16 protein-coding genes are annotated in these 14436 nt (G+C 64.4%); 4 read left to right on the top strand and 12 right to left on the bottom strand.

Going from position 1 to position 14436, the window contains the following annotated elements; genetic code table 11:
* Positions 1-102: 102 nt before the first annotated feature.
* A complete protein-coding gene (locus PGB28_RS06150; RefSeq protein WP_271420620.1) occupies positions 103-1866 on the bottom strand; it encodes a PQQ-dependent methanol/ethanol family dehydrogenase in 1764 nt (587 codons plus the stop codon).
* 203 nt (positions 1867-2069) lie between these two features.
* On the opposite strand from PGB28_RS06150, the gene PGB28_RS06145 reads away from it, so the two are divergent.
* A complete protein-coding gene (locus PGB28_RS06145) occupies positions 2070-2612 on the top strand; it encodes a hypothetical protein (protein ID WP_271420619.1) in 543 nt (180 codons plus the stop codon).
* A gap of 217 nt (positions 2613-2829) precedes the next feature.
* Here PGB28_RS06145 and PGB28_RS06140 read toward each other — a convergent pair whose 3' ends face one another.
* Positions 2830-3249, bottom strand: a complete 420-nt coding sequence (locus PGB28_RS06140; protein ID WP_271420618.1) for a c-type cytochrome — start codon at positions 3247-3249, stop codon at positions 2830-2832.
* 160 nt (positions 3250-3409) lie between these two features.
* Between PGB28_RS06140 and PGB28_RS06135 the strand changes: the two genes are divergently transcribed.
* Both PGB28_RS06135 and PGB28_RS06130 read left to right on the top strand, forming a co-directional pair.
* Positions 3410-4384, top strand: a complete 975-nt coding sequence (locus PGB28_RS06135; protein WP_271420617.1) for an ABC transporter substrate-binding protein — start codon at positions 3410-3412, stop codon at positions 4382-4384.
* A complete protein-coding gene (locus PGB28_RS06130) occupies positions 4374-5021 on the top strand; it encodes an ABC transporter ATP-binding protein (RefSeq protein WP_271420616.1) in 648 nt (215 codons plus the stop codon). The genes PGB28_RS06135 and PGB28_RS06130 overlap by 11 nt, the downstream gene beginning before the upstream one ends.
* Here PGB28_RS06130 and PGB28_RS06125 read toward each other — a convergent pair.
* The 7 genes from PGB28_RS06125 to cbiE all read right to left on the bottom strand — a co-directional run bounded on the left by PGB28_RS06125 (position 5018) and on the right by cbiE (position 11598).
* Complete coding sequence (locus PGB28_RS06125) at positions 5018-5875, bottom strand: DNA/RNA non-specific endonuclease (protein WP_271420615.1); 858 nt, start codon at positions 5873-5875, stop codon at positions 5018-5020. The two genes, PGB28_RS06130 and PGB28_RS06125, sit on opposite strands and share 4 nt — an antisense overlap.
* A 400-nt stretch (positions 5876-6275) precedes the next feature.
* Entirely contained in the window at positions 6276-7019 is a 744-nt protein-coding gene (gene cobF / locus PGB28_RS06120; protein ID WP_271420614.1) for a precorrin-6A synthase (deacetylating), read from the bottom strand.
* Positions 7012-7740: a uroporphyrinogen-III C-methyltransferase gene (gene cobA / locus PGB28_RS06115; protein ID WP_271420613.1), complete on the bottom strand. Its 729-nt coding sequence runs from the start codon at positions 7738-7740 to the stop codon at positions 7012-7014. Before cobA ends, cobF begins: the two co-directional genes overlap by 8 nt.
* Entirely contained in the window at positions 7737-9047 is a 1311-nt protein-coding gene (locus PGB28_RS06110; protein ID WP_271420612.1) for a cobyrinate a,c-diamide synthase, read from the bottom strand. The genes cobA and PGB28_RS06110 overlap by 4 nt, the downstream gene beginning before the upstream one ends.
* Before the next feature lie 153 nt (positions 9048-9200).
* Positions 9201-10001 carry a precorrin-4 C(11)-methyltransferase gene (gene cobM, locus PGB28_RS06105; protein ID WP_271420611.1) on the bottom strand — a complete coding sequence of 267 codons (801 nt, stop codon included), beginning with the start codon at positions 9999-10001 and terminating at the stop codon, positions 9201-9203.
* A complete protein-coding gene (locus tag PGB28_RS06100) occupies positions 9998-10390 on the bottom strand; it encodes a cobalamin biosynthesis protein (protein ID WP_271420844.1) in 393 nt (130 codons plus the stop codon). The genes cobM and PGB28_RS06100 overlap by 4 nt, the downstream gene beginning before the upstream one ends.
* Positions 10387-11598, bottom strand: a complete 1212-nt coding sequence (gene cbiE / locus PGB28_RS06095; protein ID WP_271420610.1) for a precorrin-6y C5,15-methyltransferase (decarboxylating) subunit CbiE — start codon at positions 11596-11598, stop codon at positions 10387-10389. The genes PGB28_RS06100 and cbiE overlap by 4 nt, the downstream gene beginning before the upstream one ends.
* On the opposite strand from cbiE, the gene PGB28_RS06090 reads away from it, so the two are divergent.
* Complete coding sequence (locus PGB28_RS06090; protein WP_271420609.1) at positions 11597-12352, top strand: cobalt-precorrin-6A reductase; 756 nt, start codon at positions 11597-11599, stop codon at positions 12350-12352. The genes cbiE and PGB28_RS06090 overlap by 2 nt on opposite strands.
* On the opposite strand, the gene cobJ is transcribed toward PGB28_RS06090, so the two are convergent.
* The 3 genes from cobJ to PGB28_RS06075 are packed head-to-tail and all read right to left on the bottom strand — an operon-like array spanning position 12325 to position 14431.
* Positions 12325-13077 (bottom strand): precorrin-3B C(17)-methyltransferase, encoded by a 753-nt coding sequence (gene cobJ / locus PGB28_RS06085; protein ID WP_271420608.1) that lies wholly within the window; start codon positions 13075-13077, stop codon positions 12325-12327. The two genes, PGB28_RS06090 and cobJ, sit on opposite strands and share 28 nt — an antisense overlap.
* Positions 13074-13805 carry a precorrin-2 C(20)-methyltransferase gene (gene cobI, locus PGB28_RS06080; protein ID WP_271420607.1) on the bottom strand — a complete coding sequence of 244 codons (732 nt, stop codon included), beginning with the start codon at positions 13803-13805 and terminating at the stop codon, positions 13074-13076. The genes cobJ and cobI overlap by 4 nt, the downstream gene beginning before the upstream one ends.
* Positions 13802-14431 (bottom strand): precorrin-8X methylmutase, encoded by a 630-nt coding sequence (locus PGB28_RS06075; RefSeq protein ID WP_271420606.1) that lies wholly within the window; start codon positions 14429-14431, stop codon positions 13802-13804. The genes cobI and PGB28_RS06075 overlap by 4 nt, the downstream gene beginning before the upstream one ends.
* Positions 14432-14436: the final 5 nt, after the last annotated feature.

Below are 14436 nucleotides of genomic sequence, written 5' to 3'. Positions count from 1 at the left end.
AATCGTTCCGAAATCTTTTGAAGATTTCGTTTTTGCCTTCCCCGGAAACGAAAAACGCGCCCCAAATTCGGGGCGCGTTTCACATTTTCAACGGCGTGCAGCTTACTCCATGGACGCCAGCTGCTTGGGCAGTTTGAATGTCCAGATCATGCCACCCTGGTTGAGGTAGTTGACCTTCTTGGCCACTTCACCACCCCAGAGCGGAACCGCGCCACCCCAGCCGGATGCGATGGCTACATATTGCTCGCCGTCCATCTCCCAGGTGATGGGCTGACCAACGATGCCCGAGCCGGTCTGGAAGGACCACAGCTTTTCACCGGTTTCGTCATCCAGAGCGATGAACTCGCCCTCGGGGGTGCCAAAGAACACCAGACCGCCAGCGGTGGTCATCACGCCCGACCACAGCGGAGCGTCGTTCTTGTATTCCCACTTCCATTCGCCGGTATCGGGGTCAATCGCCTTGAGCGTACCGATATGGTCTTCGTAGTTCGGCTTGATGGTAAAGCCCGCACCGAGATAGGCCGCACCTTTCTTGTAGGTGATCGGCTCGTTCCAGATATCCATGCCCCATTCGTTGGAGGGAACATAGAAGTTGCCGGTGCGCTGCGAGAACGCCATCGGCATCCAGTTCTTGCCACCTAGGAAAGAGGGCGAGGCAAAGATCACGTCGCCTTTCTTGCCGTCGGCAGCCGCTGTCGGATCGCCGGGACGGTTGTCTTCGTTAAAGATCGGGCGACCGTTCTCATCGAGACCCGAGGCCCAGGAGATATCCTTGACGAACGGAACGCCGCGGACGAATGCGCCGTCTTCACGGTTCAGAACATAGAAGAAACCGTTCCGGTCAGCGGTTGCATACCGCATCTCGCCAGCGCGGTTGGTGTAGGCCACGACCTCGTTCACACCGTCATAGTCCCAGCCCTCACGCGGGGTGGTCTGGAAGTGCCACTTGATCTCGCCGGTGGACGGGTCGATGCCGATACGGCTTGCGGCGTAGAGGTTGTCGCCCTTGCCAGTGTTGTCCTGACCTGCATCGCGCAGCCAGGAGTTCCAGGGCGCCGGGTTGCCCGCGCCAAAGACCAGCGTGTCTGTGTCAGCGTCATAGGAGCCACCGAGCCAGGTCGCACCACCGCCGGTTTTCCACATGTCGCCCGGCCAGGTCGCGTTGAGCGTGCCGGTCATGGTGGACGGTTCGCCGTTCAGCTCACCCATATGGCCTTCGATCACCGGACGTTTCCACACCAGATCACCGGTTTCAGCGTCGCGCGCTTCCACCGCGCCCACGATGCCGAACTCGCCGCCGGAGTTGCCGGTCACGACCAGCCCGTTCACGATCAGGGGGGCCGCCGTGTAGGAATAGCCCGCCTTGTAATCGTCGATCTTCTTGCGCCAGACAACGTCGCCGGTGTCCTTATTCAGCGCGACGATGCGGGCATCGAGCGTGCCAAAATAGATGTTGTCGCCATAGATCGCCGCACCGCGGTTGATCACGTCGCAGCAGGGCAGGATGCCTTCGGGCAGACGTGCGTCGTACTGCCAGAGTTCCTTGCCGGTCATGACGTCGATGGCATAGACGCGGCTGTAGGAGCCGGTGATATACATGACACCGTCATGCACCAGCGGTTGCGTTTCCTGACCACGCTGCTTCTCGCCGCCCATGGAGAAAGCCCATGCGGGGACGAGGTTTTTCACGTTGTCCTTGTTCAGTGTTTCCAGCGGCGAATAACGCTGCAGGTGACGGCCCATGCCGTTCGTCAGCACGTCGCCGGCGCTGGCCTGGTCATTGGCCAGATCGGCCTCGGTCACTTCAGCGTGTGCCACGCCTGCGGCCAGAATGGCAGCCGTCACGGCGGTGATAAACCGGTTCATTGGGGTCCTCCCGTTTGTCCTCTCCCAGCGTCACACGCCGACAGGGGAGTCGGGTTTTGACGCATGGCCGGATTATTGTGAGATTGCTTGGCGACCGGTATTGAACATTGGTCGTAAGACCCTGAACTGCTTGACAGCAGTGTGAACAGGACGGTTCGCTGGCTGCGCTAAAGTGACTGAAATACGTCTCGGGAGGGTTTGAGGTGACACGCATAAACGCTCTGGGCGCGGCGATACTTGCGCCAATGATCATATCCGGCGCGTCTCAAGCATCGGACCGGGAAATGCGGGCCTTTCTCGAAGATGCGACGGGCGCGCGCATTCACGTCGCGGATATCATCATGCAACCGGACGGGCAGTATGAGCTGTCCTATGTGGACGCGCCATTCGGTGATTATTTCCTGTCCATGCGGCCGTTCCGGTGCATTGCGGGCAACGAAAAGCATTGGTGCCATCTGCCTTACCCATATGAAAACCGCCGCAATGTTGCGGCTGATCCCACCGATCTGGAATATGATTTCCTGTTCATCTGGAAAGATGCCACCGAGTACGGGATCGACACCTGGAACGGCGTCTACTACCAGCTCGAACCGGAGGGCGAGGGATGGCGCGGGGCGCTGAACGAGATCGACATGGATATTCTCGCTGTTCCGCCGGAGGCGGGAAATTTCCGGCCTGTGCAGGCCAAACATCTTGAACCGGGCGATCCCCAAGGCCATTGGCTGCCTTGGCTGGTGATCGAGTAATCGAGCAAATGAACAACGGGCTACGCCCTGAAACCCAGGTTTCAAGGCGTAGCCAGCCGTCTCAGAATTGGAGCGCGGTGTCCGCAGGGAAGGAGGCGGACACCGCAATGAGGAAGGGACACCAAGAAACTGGTGGCCCCTCCCGTGAAATCAAGTCAGCTGGGCGCAAAAAAAAACGCCGGATGATCGTGGCGGATTGCGTGTCATCCCGCCGTTGTCAGTCGTTCAGCTTCTCCGTGGGCTCGGCCATGTTGTCGGCCGTGATGCTTTCGAGATAGGCAAGGATGAAGTCCTGCACCGTGCGGTCGGCAATGCCCACATGGCGCATTTTGGTCCCGGGCATGAAGCCTGCATTGTCCTCCATCCACGCACGCAGCGCGGCGGGGGTCCAGACGATACCGGACGCCTCAAGTGCGATGGAATAATCGTAATCCTGGACCGATCCCGCGGCACGTCCCACGATATTGGTCAGCGGCGGACCATAGGAGTCGTCGGACGCATTGTCCGCGTGGCAACGGTGGCATTCCTTGTCGAACAGCTTTTGACCGGCTTCGATCTTGATATCGTCAAATGCATCGGCAAATGCCGCGCCTGATGTGAATACGAGTGCGCAGGCGGCGAGAAGTTTGTGGGCCATGACAGGTCTCCGTTGGAATTTCGCGCCAATTGTCGCAAAGGGTGCGTTGGGCCACCTTGATGCAGGACAAAAATCATCCTTTGGTCGTATCCATGCTTTGGTCGTAGTTTGCGAGCGCACCGGTATTGATACAGTCGGCCCAGATTTGGGAGGATCAGATATGACATTCGTGAAAGCACTTGTCGGTGGCGTGGTCGCCGTGACGCTGAGCGCGACCGCGGCTCTTGCCGACACACCGGTTCTGCGCGCGGCGGTGCTCAAGTTCGGCACGGTCAACTGGGAGCTGGACGTGATCAAGCGTCGCGGGCTGGACGCGGCCAACGGGTTCACGCTGGACGTGCAGGGCGTGGCAGGCGGTTCGGCGGCGCAGGTGGCCTTTCAGGGCGGTGAAACGGACGTGATCGTGTCGGACTGGCTCTGGGTTGCGCGGCAGCGTGCAGCAGGCAAGGACTATGTCTTTATCCCCTATTCCAAGGCGGTCGGCGGCGTGATGGTCCCGGCGGACAGCGCCGCGAAGACGTTGGCGGACCTGGACGGCGGCAAGATCGGCATCGCGGGTGGCCCATTGGATAAATCCTGGCTGATCTTGCAGGCCTATGCTGCGCAGGAACATGGCATGGACCTCAAGGCGCAGACCGAACAGGTGTTTGGCGCGCCGCCGTTGATCTTCAAGACCGCGCTGGGCGGCGAATTGGCGGGGGCAATTAACTTCTGGCACTTCATGGCCAAGATGGAAGCCGGCGGCATGCGCAAGCTGATCGACGTGGCCGTCGCCGCCGAAGCGCTGGGACTGGACCCGGAAACGCCGCTTCTGGGCTATGTGGTCAAGGGCGAGATGCTGCGCGACAATCCCGAGCTGGTGCAGGGGCTGGCGGCTGCATCGCGCGGGGCCAAGGAGATCCTGGCTACGGATGACGCCGAATGGGAGGCGCTCCGCGGCCGCATGAAACCCAAGGACGAGGCGGAGTTTCAGGCGCTTGTCGCCGGGTTCCGCGCGGGCATTCCGGCGGCGGGTCCGGTGGACGAGGCCGCAGCGGGCAAGATGCTCAAACTGATGGCCGAACTGGGCGGTGAAGAGCTGATTGGCAAGGCCACCGAATTGCCCGAAGGTGTGTTCTTTCAGGATGGCAGCTGACGGGTCGGCATACAGGATGGCGATGATGCAGGGGCAGGGCGCGAATGTTCTGTCCCTGCATCTGCGTGGCTGGTCCGTGTCGGGCCGCGCCGTGCTGGGCGAGATCGCGCTGTCGCTCGGGCCGGGCGAAACCGTGGCGCTGGTTGGGCCATCCGGCATCGGCAAGACATCGCTTTTGCGCATCATCGCCGGGCTTGAGCCGGGATATGACGGTCAATGCACCGTCTCGGGCCGTCTGGCGATGGTGTTTCAGGAACCAACGCTGCTGCCCTGGAAGACGCTGACACAGAACCTGTGCCTCACTGCGCGATGCTCTGAGCGCGAGGCCGAGACATGGCTTGCCCGCGTTGGTCTGGCTGGACGCGGAGCAGATGTGCCCGGGCAATTGTCACTGGGCCAGCAACGGCGCCTGTCTCTGGCTCGCGCCTTTGCGGCGGAACCGGCGCTGCTCTTGCTCGATGAGCCCTTTGTCTCGCTCGACCCGGCGCTCGCAGATGAAATGATGAGCGTATTCGAGACCCTTCGGGAAGGCTCCGGTGTCGCGACCTTGCTCGTAACCCATGTCGAGGCCGAGGCGAAACGCCTGTCAGATCGGGTGATCCGTCTGGCCGGATCACCGGCGCGGATTGTCGGCTAGCCCGTTTCGCGCGCCAGCGCGGCCAACAACCTGTTGGGCGCAGGTGGCGGCGCTGCGGTCCGGCCGCCGACCCCCGGCGCGCGCAGAACGGTGCGCGGTGCGCTTTGCCATCCGGGCATGAAACGCAGCCCCGTGGCGGCCTCCACATCCTCCAGATCAACCAGGAAATCGGTTAGCGGCGCCCCTGCCGCCACATCCTGCGGGATCATGAAACAGGCGATGGTCTGGTTGCCGGGACGGTCCCACGGGTAACGATGCGGGTCGATGGTGATGCAGAAAAACGCGTCGGCAATCGGCACCTGCTTGCCGTCTGAGCGGGTGATGAGCGCGGGATTGTCGCCAAAGACCGGGCCGACAATGGCCCAGACATGGTCACGCTGGCCGGGCATGTCCTCGATATCGCGAATCGCGTTTTCCAGCCGAAGCCATGCGCCACGATTCAGCCCGCGTGCCTGCGGGCACATGTTGGACATGAAAAACGTTTCCATCTGGGCAAGCCGCCCGAATTGCACATTGATCACCTCGTTGGGGACCATATGCCCAACATCATAGGACACGCCGTTCAGGCTGCCGAAGGTGCTGTTGTCCAGGCGCTCTGTATCAGGCAGGCGGGTATCCGCATAATACAGATGCGGTCGGTCGAAATCGGCGGTGTTGTCGGCCTTGGCCACCCGATAAGCCGACCAGAGCGGTTGCAGGCGCGACGGCGCGTAGCCCACGGCATAGCCATGGTTCACCAGAATCTGCACCGGATGATTCGAATCGGTGTTCTTCGGAGCCCCCTTGAACAGGAAGATATCGATCAGATGCGCCAGCGCGCGGCTGTCGGCGTGAATCGAGGAGAAATCGTCCATAGTGAGAACTCCGATGGAAGGGATACAATCAATGGGGGAAAATTAACCAGAAAACCCCTTGATTTCAAAGCAACTTGGTGAACGTGACCTGAAAAATCACGAAACATCCCGGCAAAATCACAGTGAAATCACGACGCTTGATTAACCTTGGGTCATCTCTTGTCCTGGCACGGTTGCCACGGCAGTCACGAAGTGAAGACCTGTTTTTTTCATCCCCGGCCGCGTGTATTTGGCCTGTACCATTCCATTGACCCCGGAGCGGAGCATTGACCGTTTCGATATGGGTCAAGTCTTCCCGGGGTAAGGGATCTGACGGTTTGAGTGGCCGTTTGCTTTGGTCCGTCATGTTCAACTCCCGAACATGGCGGACCTTTTGCGTTCAGCGCAGGGCACAGTGGTGTCAGCCCGCCTCAATGCGCTGCAACAGATATGTGTCCATGATCCAGCCATGGCGCTCCCGCGCGGCGGCGCGGGTGTCGATAATCTCCTGCGCGACGTCCCGGGCAGGCCCCTGAACAAGAATCTGGTCCGGGCTGCCCAGATAGGCCCCCCACCAGATATGCAGGTGGGTCAGGTCCAGACCGGTAAAACTGGTCTCGCCGTCCAGCATGACCACGATAGTATCGCTGCCCTCTGGCCATCCCTCATCGCGCAGGCGTCGCCCGGTTGTGATCGTAACCGGCCCGTTGACCGTGTTGAGCGGGATGGCATGGGCGGCGGTCAGCGCCTGAATGGCGGTGATCCCCGGCACCACGCGCAGCTGTGGCGCGGGCGACAGCCGCCGCGCAATGCGGATCGTGCTGTCATAGAGCGATGGATCGCCCCAGACCAGCAGCGCCACCGGCCCGGTGACGCCGGCCTTGGTAAGCGCGTCCTGCCAGCGTCTGGCAATCTCGTCATGCCAGGCCTCGACCCGCTCCAGATAAGGCAGGGCAGGGTCCCGCACCGGATAGTCGAACGGCAGCACCACCGCCGTGCTGCCCGAGGCCGCAAGAATGGCATGGCGCAGATCGGCCAGTTCTTCCTTGCCCGCGCCTTTGTGTGGCACAAGGATCGCCGCCGCATCGCGCAGCGCGGCCTGCCCCTCAAGCGTGATGTGGCCCGGGCTTCCCGTACCAATTCCGATGAGCCAGAGGTCAGTCACAGCTGCTCTCCGCCAGGGGGCCATAGAGGATCAAAGCGGGCTTGTCGCTGATCTCTTGGGACAGAGCTTCGGCCAGAGAGGCCATTGTATGCCGGGTGATGTGCTGCGCGGGCGTGCTGACCCCTTCGGCAAGAATCGCGGGCGTGTCACCGGGCAGGCCATGGTCCATCAGCAGCGCCAGAAGTTTGGGAAAGGTGCGTTTGCCCATGAAAACGACTGTGGAGGCGGTGGCATCGGCCAGCGCGGCGAGGTTCATGTCCTCGGGCAGTTGGCCGGTCACGTCATGGCCTGTGACAAACTGCACCCGCCGCGCCGTGAGCCGCCGTGTGAGCGGGATGCCCGCCGCCGCCGCCGCCGCACAGGCGGACGGCACGCCGGGGATGATCTCATAGTCGATGCCCGCGTCGCGCAGGGCGGTCAGTTCCTCTTCCAGCCGTCCGAAAATGCCGCCATCGCCGGATTTCAGCCGCACGATGCGCCCGCCCTCCTGTGCGTAATCCACCAGCAAACGGCTGACATGGTGCTGCTTGGGAGACGGACGCCCGGCGCGTTTGCCCACGCCCACAAGATCCGCGCCGGGGCGCGCATGGCTCAGGATCGGGCCCGAGGACAGGTCGTCGAACAGCACCGCATCAGCGCATTTGAGCCGGTCCACCGCCTTGAGTGTGAGCAGCTCGGGATCGCCGGGGCCGGAGCCTACGAAGCTGACGAAACCACTCATGGCGCTGGCTCCTCTGCGGTGATGAGGTGAAAGAAGGTGCCGGTGACGTGGCCCTTGTGAGAGCCGGTCTCCGGCACGGGGTTGCCATCGGCGTCCATCACGCGGGCCAGCGGCGCGTCGGGTTGGTCGAGGATGGTGGAATAGTGGAACTCATGACCGCGCAGCGCCGCACCGGGGGCATGGCCGGGCAGCGGTGCATCCAGCAGAGCACGGCGATAGCCGAGGTGGAATTTGCGCTTCTCGTAAGAGGTCACGAGGCCCAGCAGTCCGGCCATTTCGTGCCGCGTGCCGTCCTTGTCGATCAGCGCCGCACCCAGCGCCATGTAGCCGCCGCATTCGCCATGCACGGGCCTGGTCTCGGCATGTTTGCGCAGGCCCTTCAGGTAAGTCTGTGCAGCGGCAAGCGTGCCCGCATGCAGTTCGGGATAGCCGCCGGGAAGCCAGACAAGATCAGCGTCGGGGACCGGGGCTTCATCGGCGAGCGGTGAGAAGGGCAGGATCTCGGCCCCGGCCGCGCGCCAGCCTTCGAGCAGGTGCGGATAGGTGAAGGAAAACGCCGCGTCGCGGGCCAGCGCGATGCGCTGCGCCGGGGGGGTGGGCAGGGGCGCAGCGGCGGGCAGCGGCAGGCCAGTGGCGCAGGCGCGGATAGCGTCGAGATCGACATTTTCGCGCAGGAAGGCCGCATAGCCCGCGATGGCGGCGTCGAGGTCGGGGTGTTCCACCGCTTGAATGAGGCCCAGATGCCGCTCGGGCAGGGCCAGGTCGCCGCGCCGGGGCAGGCTTCCCAGCACCTTGATCCCGGCCTTCTCCATGCCCAGCCGGGTCAGCCGCTCATGCCGGGGCGAGGCAACGCGGTTCAGGATCACGCCCGCAAAAGGCAGGTCGGGGTTATAGGCTTTGAAGCCCAGCGCCGTAGCGGCCGCCGATTGCGCCTGTCCCCCCACATCGACCACCAGTACCACGGGCCAGCCCATGCGCTGCGCGGTCTCGGCGGAGGAGCCAAAACCCGACTGGCCGCGCGTGGCGACCCCGTCGTAGAGCCCCATGGACCCTTCGCCGATACAGATATCAGCGCCCGCGGCCTGCGCGGTGACGGCGTTCAGAAGGGTTTCGCCCATGGCCCATGTGTCGAGGTTGAAGGACGCACGACCACAGGCGGCGACGTGAAAGGCCGGGTCGATGTAGTCCGGCCCGGATTTAAAGGGCTGCACGGTCAGCCCGTCCTCGGACAGGGCGCGCAAAAGGCCCAGCATCACGGTGGTCTTGCCCGTCCTCGAGGACGGGGCGGAGATCATCAGGCCGGTCATCTGCTCTGCCCTCGCTTGCAGTGTCTGTCACTGGTGTCAAAGCGCCCGCCCGGCGGGACGCCGGGCAGCCCCCGACCGCCCCCCCGGGCGGGGGCTTCACCCCCACCCGCGGTCGGGGTCAGCCCGGCTCTGAAGTCGTCTGATTGCATCCTGTCAGCCATTTTCGCTCTCCGGGGTCCAGGAGGCCCAGGGGCTGTCCGCCGTTTGCGGACGGTAGCGGCGGTCGTAATCCACCGCGTAGAGACAGCTTTCGTCAAACCCCTCACCCGCCAGCGCTGGCCCGACAAGGATCAGCGCGGTGCGGGTGATGCCGTCATCCAGCTTGCCCGCGATATCGCCCAGCGTGCCACGGATGATCCGCTCATCCGGCCAGCTCGCGCGGAACACAACGGCGACCGGGCACTCGGCACCATAGGCGGGGGAAAGGTCCGCGACCACGCGGTCGATATTCTGGATCGACAGGTGAATGGCCAGCGTCGCGCCGGTGGCGGCAAAGTTGGTCAGCGTCTCGCCCTCGGGCATCGAGGACGCACGCCCCGGCGTCCGGGTCAGCACCACCGATTGCGCCAGCCCCGGCAAGGTCAGCTCTGCGCCGAGCGAGGCGGCGGCGGCGGCGAAAGAGGGCACGCCGGGGGTGACCGAGACGGGAATGCCCATCTCGCGCAACCGGCGCATCTGCTCGCCCATGGCGGACCAGACCGAGAGGTCGCCGGAATGCAGCCGCGCGACATCGTGGCCTGCCTCATGGGCGGTTTGGATCTCACCCATGATCTGGTCAAGGTTCATGGGGGCGGTGTTGATGATCGTTGCGCCATTGGGGCAATGGTCCAGGATCGCCTCGGGGACCAGCGACCCGGCATAGAGGCAGACCGGGCAGGACGCGATGATGTCGCGCCCGCGCAGCGTGAGAAGATCGGGCGCGCCGGGGCCTGCGCCGATGAAATGGACGGTCATGAGGCGTCTCCTGTTGGGGTGGATTGCGCCGCGGATTGGGCCATGGATTGGGCAAGGGCGCAGGTGGCCATGCGGTCGGATGAGTTTACGCGCGGGGCAAGAAGCCGCGCGCCGGGGCCTGCGGCGGCGAGTGCACAGGCCTCTGCGACCGAGCCTGTCTGACGCGCAGCAAGCGAATGATTAGAGTGGGTTAGGGTTTCAATCTCATGCAATGCATCAGGATTAACGCTTATGATAGGATGGTCGGCGGCAAAGCGCAGAAACGCGTCCGTTGCGGCCTTGTCGGCCAGCGTGGCGAAGCGGTCGGCCTGACCGCCCGCGCGGGTAAACGCGTCGCGCAGGCTCTCGGGGGTCGCCCCGGAGCGGAAGCCAAACCCGGCGACGATCATAGCGTTACGCTCCATTGCACGATGGGATAGGCCGCTTTCCAGCCGCGTTTCGGACCCAGCGGCGCGGCGCTGGACAGTTCCGCGCGGAGCAGCTCGCCACCCAGTTGCGCATGGGCGTTGATCAGCAGCGCCTCAGACTCCAGCGTCACGGCATTGGCGACAAGCCGGGTGCCGGGGGAGAGATTGGCGGTCAGCCAGTCGAGCAGGGCCTGCGAAAGCCCACCGCCGATAAACACCGCATCCGGAGCGGGCAGGTCGGCCAAAGCCTCGGGGGCCTGACCTGTGATCACATCCAACCGGTCCACGCCCAGCCGGTCGGCATTGGCGCGGATATTGACGGCGCGGCTCTCGAGCGGCTCGATGGTGGTGCAGCGCAGCGTTGGGTGGCTGAGCAGCCATTCGATACCGATAGAGCCGGAGCCGCCGCCGATATCCCAGAGATGTTCGAAAGGTTGGGGCGCCAGCGCCGAGAGGGTCAGCGCGCGGACCGGGCGTTTGGTCATCTGCCCGTCGCTCTGGAACCAGTCATCGGCGCGGCCGGAGGCAAGCGGCAGGGCAGCGCCGTCCCCTGCAACCTCGATAGCGGCGCAGACCGGGTGTTGGAAAGCGGTGTCGGGCAGGGCGTTGGCCCTGGCCTTTGTGATGCGTTCGCGGGGACCGCCAAACGCTTCCAGCACGGTCAGGGCAGAGGGCCCAAAGCCTTCGCTTGCGAGGTAGTCGGCAAGCTGGCGCACCGCAGCGCCGTCGCGGAGCAAGACGATGAGTTTTTGTCCCACGGCCAGCGCGGGTCGCAAACGGGTAAGCGGCGCGGCGTGCAGCCCGAAACAGGGCGTCGCCTCCAGCGGCCAGCCCATGCGCGCGGCGGCCAGCGAAAAGGTCGAGGCGCCGGGAAAGGCGTGCCATTCGTCGGGGGACAGGCGCCTGGCCAGCGTGGTGCCCGCGCCGAACCAGAACGGATCACCTGAGGCCAGCGCCACCACGCGCGACGGTTTGAGCGCGAGCAGTTGCTCCACCCCATTGGCAAAGGGCACGGGCCATGCGATGCGCTTGGCTTTGAGATCGGGCAGAAGGTCCAGATGCCGGGGCGGGCCCATGACGATTTCCGCCTCCGCCAGCGCGGATCGGCTTGCAGGCGACAGCCCGTCCGGTCCATCTTCGCCCAGACCGATGATGGTGAGCCACGGCAATTCTTTGGGAGCCTCAGACATGACCCACAACCTGCTCGTTCTGGGCGGCACGACAGAGGCGACGGCGCTGTGCCGACGGCTGGCCGAGGACGGCATCGCCGGGACGATCTCCTTTGCCGGTCGGGTGGAGCGCCCGGTGCGCCAGCCCCTGCCGCAGCGGGTGGGCGGCTTTGGCGGCGTGGCGGGGTTGGTAACTTATCTGAAAGAAGCGGGTGTTACCCATGTGGTCGATGCGACTCATCCCTTTGCCGCACAGATGAGCGCACATGCCGTCGCCGCCTGTCAGGAGGCGGGTGTGCCTCTGATTGCGTTGACCCGCGCGCCCTGGGCCGCGCAGGAGGGCGATCAATGGCAGCATGTGCCGGATATTGCGGGCGCAGTGGCGGCGCTGGACCGGCCTGCCAGCCGCGTCATGCTGGCCGTGGGGCGCATGCATCTGGCCGAATTCGCGCCCAATCCGCAGCATGTCTACCTGTTGCGGTTGGTGGACCCGCCGAAAGAAGATTTGCCCTTTCCCGACTGCCATGTGGTCGTGGACCGGGGGCCGTTCAGCGAGGATGGCGATCTGGCGCTGATGCGCGAGCACGGGATCGAGCTGGTCGTGAGCAAGAACGCGGGCGGCACCGGTGCGGCGGCCAAGATCAGCGCAGCCCGCAAGCTGGGCCTGCCGGTGATCATGATCGACCGGCCCGCCATCCCGCCGCGCGCCGAGGCGCATGGGGTGGATGAGGTGCTGCGCTGGCTGGATCATGGGGCGACCGACCGCGGCGTGTAGATGATCGGCGCGCCATCGCGGGGGATGATCCGCGTGGTGGAAGAGCCGACGATCACCATGGTACGCATATCGGCCATCTCTGGCGTGCAGCGCGACAGAGGCACGACCTTGATCTCTTCCTCTGGTGTCGAGACCGCGCGGGCAAAGATCACCGGGCGGTCGTCGCCGCAGGCGTCCTTCAGAATATCCAGCGTCTTTTCAAAGCCCTCCGGGCGGGACTTGGAACGTGGGTTATAGAAAGCCATGGCAAAATCGGCCTCTGCGGCAAGGCGCAGGCGCTTTTCGATCAAGCCCCAGGGCTTGAGATTGTCGCTCAGGTTGATGGCACAGAAATCATGGCCCAACGGCGCGCCCGCCCGGGCGGCGGCGGCCAGCATGGCCGTAATGCCGGGCAGAACGCGGATATCCAGATTGCGCCAGTGGTCGGGGCCGGCCTCTACCGCTTCGAACACCGCTGCCGCCATGGCAAAGACGCCGGGATCGCCCGACGAGACGACAACGACGCGCTTGCCCTCGGACGCCATCTCCAGCGCATGACGCGACCGGTCGATCTCGACCCGGTTGTCCGAGGCATGCAGCGTCAGGCCGGGGCGTTCCGCAACGCGGGCCACATACGGGATATAGCCCACCACATCCGTGGCCTGCGCCAGCGCATCGCGCACCTCGGGCGTGACGAGCGCCTCTGAGCCGGGACCAAGCCCGGCGATCAGGACCGAGCCGCTCATGGTCTGCGCCCCTGTCCATGCACGACGATGATCGAGAAATAGGGCGTGACCTTGCCCTCCGCCTCGGAAAGCTTCTGCACCGTCTGCCCCGGCATGGCGGCGAACTCCACCAGCCAGGCGCGGTCATATTTGCCCGCCTTGCGCAAAGCCCCACGCACCTTGTCGATATTGCGCCCGATCTTCATCACGATGAGCGCGTCGGAGCGGGTCATATGCGCCACCATCTCATCCTCGGGCAGGGTGCCCATCACGGTTGAGAGCACGTCGTCCCCCCAGGTGATCGGCGCGCCGGTGGCGGTCCAGGCGGCGGACATGCCGGTGATGGCGGGGACGACATCGACCGGGACATTGCCGTTGAGCCGCGTATAGAGATGCATGAAGGAGCCATAGAAAAACGGATCGCCTTCGCACAGCACGACCACATCCTCGCCCTTTTCCGCCAAGCTGCGCAGATGGGCGGTACAGTCGGCATAAAATCCCGACAGGATCTCGTTATAGCGCGGATCGGTGAGCGGGATTTCCGTGGTGACGGGGTACTCCATGGGGAATTCCACCGCCGTCTCGGGGATCATCCCGTTCACGATCTGGCGCGCCTGTCCCTTGCGGCCCGCCTTGCGGAAGAACGCCACATGGCGCGCGCCCCGCAACAGCCGGTCGGCCTTGACCGTCATCAGATCCGGATCGCCGGGGCCGAGGCCGAGGCCGTAGATTGTGCCGGGCGCGGTCATTCGGCGCGGCTCGCGATGGCATTGATGGCCGCCACGGTGATGGCGGAGCCGCCCAACCGCCCCTGCACGATGCAGGATGGCACCGGCTGCGCCTCCCACAGCGCGTCCTTGCTTTCCACCGCGCCGACAAAGCCCACCGGGCAGCCGATGATCGCGGCGGGGCGGGGGCAGTCAGGATCCTCCAGCATGTTGAGCAGGTGAAACAGCGCCGTGGGCGCATTGCCGATGGCCACCAGCGCGCCATCGAGATGCGGCCGCCACAGCTCCAGCGCGGCAGCGGAGCGGGTGTTGCCCATTTCGCGGGCCAGATCGTGGATGCCTTCGGCATGCAAGGTGCAGATCACCTCGTTATCTGCGGGCAGGCGGGGGCGCGTCACGCCCTCGGACACCATGCGCGCGTCACACAGGATCGGCGCGCCGGCTTCCAACGCAGCGCGTGCAGCCTGTGCAAAGCCCGGGGAGAAGCGGATATGCTCTTCCAGCCCCACCATTCCGGCGGCATGGATCATGCGCACGGCGATCTGTTCCTCATCCTTTTCAAAGCGGGCAAGGTCAGCCTCGGCCCGGATTGTGGCAAAGGACTGGCGGTAGATGGCGGCGCCATCGGTTTCGTATTCATAGGGCATGGCGG

It is taken from the genome of Primorskyibacter aestuariivivens (genome assembly GCF_028023675.1).
In the GTDB taxonomy this organism is placed as follows: domain Bacteria; phylum Pseudomonadota; class Alphaproteobacteria; order Rhodobacterales; family Rhodobacteraceae; genus Marinovum; species Marinovum aestuariivivens.
Note: the sequence above shows the minus strand (reverse complement) of the source record. Positions and strands in the feature narration are given on the sequence as shown.